We start from the raw sequence: 4926 nt of genomic DNA on the forward strand, positions 1-4926 counted from the left end.
CTACGCCTCCCACTTCACCCAGTGGGAACGCGACAACACCCTCGACATCTGAACCACCCCCTTCCCTCCCCCCAAACTGCCGCCGCAATCAAATGCGGCGGCCCTTTCTTGCGGGGAACAGGATCGGGCTTGATCGAAATCAGCCGCCCCGACCGACATGCCAGCCAAGATGGGTTTTCTTATCGGCGCTGGCATTTGCGGGAGGAGAATTGATGCTGATGAACCGTCTGTTGACCACGACATCCGCCCTGGTCCTGAGCGGCGCCGCCGCTTTCGCCTTCGAACCAACTCCCGAAGCTTCCAGCCTCACCGAGGCTTTTCCCGGCACCTCCTATTCTCCCTACGCCGATCGCGGCTTCCCCTCGCGCCCGCTCTGGGGCGATACGCATCTGCACACGTCGACCTCGTTCGACGCGGGCGCTTTCGGCAACCGGCTGGACGCGCGCGCCGCATACCGCTTCGCGAAAGGCGAACAGGTGACCGCAACGACCGGCATGGCAGTGAAGCTGTCCCGGCCGCTCGACTTTCTCGTCGTGGCCGACCATTCCGACAACATGGGCCTGTTCGACCTGATCTACGCCCAGGACGGCTCGATCATGGCCGACCCGGAGGGCCGCCGCGGCGCTGGAGCTGATCGACGCCTACTCGCGCGGCGAGGCGGTATCGCCCGTGTTGGCCGTCGAGTCCGGGAGCAAGCCGTTCCGCTCGGTCTGGCAGCGCCAGATCGCCGCGGCGGAGGAGGCAAACGATCCTGGCGCCTTCACCGCCTTCATCGGCTACGAATGGACCTCGCTCATTCAGGGCGGGAACATGCACCGCGTGGTGATCTACCGCGACGGCGGCGGGAAGGCCTCAATGGTCGACCCCTTCACCACCGAGCCGCCCGCCGGCTCGATCAATCCGCGGGATCTGTGGACCTGGATGGCGAACTACGAGGACCTGACCCGCGGCGACGTGCTCGCGCTGGCCCACAACGGAAACCTGTCCAACGGCATCATGTTCCCCGAGGACGCGCAATACGATGGCACCGCGCTCGATGAGGACTACGTCCGAACCCGCGCCCTGTGGGAGCCGATGTACGAGGCGACCCAGATCAAGGGGGACGGCGAGGCCCATCCCTTCCTGTCGCCCAACGACGAGTTCGCCGACTATGAGACCTGGGACAAGGGTAACCTCAACATGTCGGAGCTGAAGACCGACGACATGCTGGCCGGTGAATACGCGCGCGAAGCACTCAAGACCGGTCTGAAGCTCGAGGCGCGGCTCGGGACCAACCCCTACAAGTTCGGCATGGTCGGCTCGACCGACAGCCACACCTCGCTCGCCACGGCGCAGGAGGACAATTTCTTTGGCAAGCATTCCGGTACCGAGCCGAGCCCGGGGCGCCCCGGTCACGTCGTCGGCCAGTTCGGCGACGTCGTCATTCTCGGCTGGGAGCAGGCGGCCTCCGGTCTCGCCGCTGTCTGGGCCGCCGAGAACACGCGCGAGGCTATCTTCGACGCGATGGAGCGCAAGGAGGTCTACGCCACGACGGGCTCGCGGATCGGCGTGCGCTTCTTCGGCGGCTGGGGCTACACCGACGAAGACCTGACGTCCCGCTCACCGGCCTTCGCCGGCTACGGCAAGGGCGTGCCGATGGGCGGCGACCTGCCGGCGGCGCCGGAAAGCGCGGCCGCGCCGACCTTCATGGTCTTCGCGCTCAAGGACCCGATCGGCGGCAATCTTGACCGCATCCAGATCGTCAAGGGCTGGATGACCGCGGATGGCGCGACCGAGGAGAAAGTTTACGACGTCGCCTGGGGCGGCGACCGGGTCCCCGGAGAGGACGGCAAGCTGCCGCCGGTCGGCTCCACCGTGGACGTGGCGCGCGCGTCCTGGACGAACACGATCGGCGCGGCGGAGCTCGGCACGGTCTGGACCGACCCGGACTTCGACCCGGCGGAGCGAGCCTTCTACTACGCCCGTGTCATCGAGATCCCGACGCCGCGCTGGACCGCCTATGATGCCTTCCGCATGGGATCCGAAGTGCCCGAAGAGAGCCCGATGGAGACCCAGGAACGCGCCTATACCTCGCCGATCTGGTACACGCCGAAGGGCTGATCGCCGGTTCGGGAATGCGCCGCGCATGGCCGGGGCGTGCGCGAAGCACGGCCCCTTGTCCGAGGACAGACCAAGGCAGCCTGAAGGGTACGGGATATGGGCGGCTCTGCCCCCCTTCGACCTTGGCCCGAGCACCCGAGGCGGGCGAATCGAACGGGCGCTGGCGGCGGGAGGCGCGGTTCGAACCGGCATTCGGACATTGTCGCGGCGAGGATGCTATACTCCGGGACGCAGCCACCCAACGGAGTTGACCGGTGTACACCCTCTATTGGCACCCGTGGTCGTCATCCTGCGCGCCGATGGCCGTGCTCAAGGAACTCGGTGTCGGCTTCGATCTGTACGAAGTCGACTACGACGGGGGCGAGACGCGGACGGCCCGGTACCGGAGGCTTCAGCCGCTCGGTCTGATCCCCGCCCTGGGACTCGGCAACGGGCGGTCGATGTTCGAATCCGCCGCGATCATCATCTACCTCTGCGACCGGCACCCCGGGGCCGGGCTTGCGCCGGGTCTCGACGACATCGACAGGGCCGAGTTCCTGCAATGGATGCTGTTCCTGGCCGATACCGTCTATCCGTCCTACAACCGCTACTACCATCCGGACCGCTACACGGCCTCCGCCGACGGAAAGGATGCGGTCAAGGCGCAGGCCCTGACGACGGCCGTGTCGCAGCTCGAGATCGTCGAGCGCCGGCTGGCGGACCACGGGCCGTGGCTGCTGGGCGAGCGGTTTTCGGCCTGTGACATCTACCTCCAGATGATGACGACCTGGCACGACCCGCCGCAGGCGCTGTTCGCGGCGATGCCGAAGCTGCGCGCTCTGGCCCGGGGCGTCACGGAGCGACCCGGATGCCAATGGGCGATCCGGAAGCACAACTTTTCTGTCGGCATAGAGGACTGACTCCGGACCCTCGGCAGAGGCGCGGCTTCGGGCGCCAAGCCGCCCGAACGGGGTGAGGCCCGGCCAAGGGACAATGACATGCCCGAACATCGTGTTGGTACGCTGTGCGGGACCGACCTGCCGTTCGCCGCAACCGCGAGATTTGTCCTGACCTGACGCGGCCTCCCGCAATCCTGCCGGCAAGTGGTCAATCGCCTTGAACGCCCCAGCGCCATCGACGGTCGAACTGGCGAACAACGCGTGGTTCTTTCGTTGATGCTGGAGAGAGAATAGGTAGCCACACCGAGAACCCCACAAAAGGCGGGGTTCTCGAATGCTTCATGTTTTCAGAATCTCAATCGGCAATCCAGTCGAACCAGGGTTCATGCTGACCGGCGACAAGGCCGTCATGCAGGTTGTCTCCGCAATGCGACGCGAGCCTGAGGGTGAAGGGCGCGCCCGAAGATTTTCCGGTGATGGCGACCGGAATCGCCCGCGGTGTGTCATGTGTGTATGCCGGATCGGTTGCGTCGAAGCGGTCGAAGCGCTGGAATGGATAGGCCCCCCCGATAATCGGGTAGTCAAGGTACAGGGTCACGCTGCCATGGCCGTCCGCATCGGTGATGAATCCGTTCGTGACCTCGGTCCGGGGTGATTTCAGGATTCCCACCGCCTCAGACAGATCAGCGGTCGCAATCAGAGGCGTTGCCCCCGATTTCATCAGCGGACTGCCCCCGAAGCTCTCGCCATCGGGGGTTTTCCCCGCAAGCATCAGCCAGATGGTAAAGAGCGTGTCCGGGCGAGCGTTATCCAGGGTGACGGTGACTTCGGAGGACGCGGCATCCTGCTTCAGAATCAGATGGCCTGTGGCTTCCGCCCAACCGTCGGCCGAGCGGTACCCCTCGACCTGACAATGCTCGGCCACCTTTGCGCTGGCGGAAACGCGGGTGAACCCGCCGTCATAAAGGGTCACCATCTCGGCAGAGGCTGAGGTCGCGGCCAGAAGCATGGCGGAAGACGCAAAGAAATGGGCGCGGTGGCAAAGAAATGACATTACTGTTTCTCCTGTGCTTGTCGTTTCGGTGTCTTCACCCTGACCATGCGCGGTGAAACGCCCGTCGCCTTGGGCGTTAACGGTGCGGGAACTCCGAGTGAGTGCCGTGAAACCGAGCGTGAATTCGCAGGAAACAGGCGTAACACCCGCTCTTTCCGCAAGCTGCGTTCGTCCACGATCTAGCCGTACAAGCAGTGTCAGAGCGTGATCCGATCGGGTCGAACGAAGCATTGGATGCTCATGCGCTATTCTTTGCCTTGGCAAGAATTTGCACCTGCAGGATGCTTCGACTGCACTCGCAGTCTGTTTGGGATCGAACCGGACCAACACGGCTTCGCTGCCCCCAAAGACAAAGCCCCCGCGTTGTCGCGGGGGCCTTGCCGTGTTCGGGTCTCGCCGGGCTCAGAGGCTCGGGTAGAGCGGGAAGCGGGCGCAGAGGGTCGCGACCTCGGCCTTGACCTTCTCCTCGACCGCGCCGTTGCCGTCCTCGCCGTTGGCGGCGAGACCGTCGACGACCTCGATGATCAGCCGGGCGATCTGGCGGAACTCGGCCTCGCCGAAGCCGCGGGTGGTGCCGGCCGGCGCGCCGAGGCGGATGCCGGAGGTCACGAACGGCTTTTCGGGGTCGAACGGCACGCCGTTCTTGTTGCAGGTGATGTGGGCGCGGCCAAGCGCCGCTTCGGCGGCCTTGCCGGTCACCTTCTTCGGACGCAGGTCGGCGAGGCAGAGGTGGTTGTCGGTGCCGCCCGAGACGACGTCGATCCCGCCCTTCATCAGCTCGTCCGCCATCGCCGCCGCGTTCTTCTTGACCTGCGCCGCATAGGTCTTGAACTCGGGCCGCAGCGCCTCGCCGAAGGCCACCGCCTTCGCCGCGATCACATGCATCAGCGGGCC

At 65.4% G+C, this 4926-nt stretch carries 4 protein-coding genes and 1 pseudogene; 3 read left to right on the top strand and 2 right to left on the bottom strand.

Annotated features, from left to right (window positions below):
* Positions 1–218: 218 nt before the first annotated feature.
* The 3 genes and pseudogenes from OM960_RS25160 to OM960_RS25620 form a co-directional block, all read left to right on the top strand.
* Positions 219–551, top strand: a pseudogene (locus OM960_RS25160) (DUF3604 domain-containing protein); the annotation flags it as partial.
* Between the two features lie 118 nt (positions 552–669).
* The gene (locus OM960_RS25165) at positions 670–2100 is read left to right on the top strand and encodes a DUF3604 domain-containing protein (RefSeq protein ID WP_264773911.1); all 1431 of its coding nucleotides are present in this window, start codon (positions 670–672) and stop codon (positions 2098–2100) included.
* A 254-nt stretch (positions 2101–2354) separates the two neighbouring features.
* Positions 2355–2999 carry a glutathione S-transferase family protein gene (locus OM960_RS25620; protein WP_263340937.1) on the top strand — a complete coding sequence of 215 codons (645 nt, stop codon included), beginning with the start codon at positions 2355–2357 and terminating at the stop codon, positions 2997–2999.
* Between the two features lie 334 nt (positions 3000–3333).
* Here OM960_RS25620 and OM960_RS25175 read toward each other — a convergent pair whose 3' ends face one another.
* The gene (locus OM960_RS25175; RefSeq protein WP_264773912.1) at positions 3334–4032 is read right to left on the bottom strand and encodes a hypothetical protein; all 699 of its coding nucleotides are present in this window, start codon (positions 4030–4032) and stop codon (positions 3334–3336) included.
* 402 nt (positions 4033–4434) lie between these two features.
* On the bottom strand, positions 4435–4926 hold a 492-nt coding region (locus tag OM960_RS25180; RefSeq protein ID WP_490372118.1), incomplete at its 5' end, for a PLP-dependent aminotransferase family protein.

Origin of the sequence: Defluviimonas salinarum, assembly GCF_026013545.1 — a bacterium.
In the GTDB taxonomy this organism is placed as follows: domain Bacteria; phylum Pseudomonadota; class Alphaproteobacteria; order Rhodobacterales; family Rhodobacteraceae; genus Albidovulum; species Albidovulum salinarum.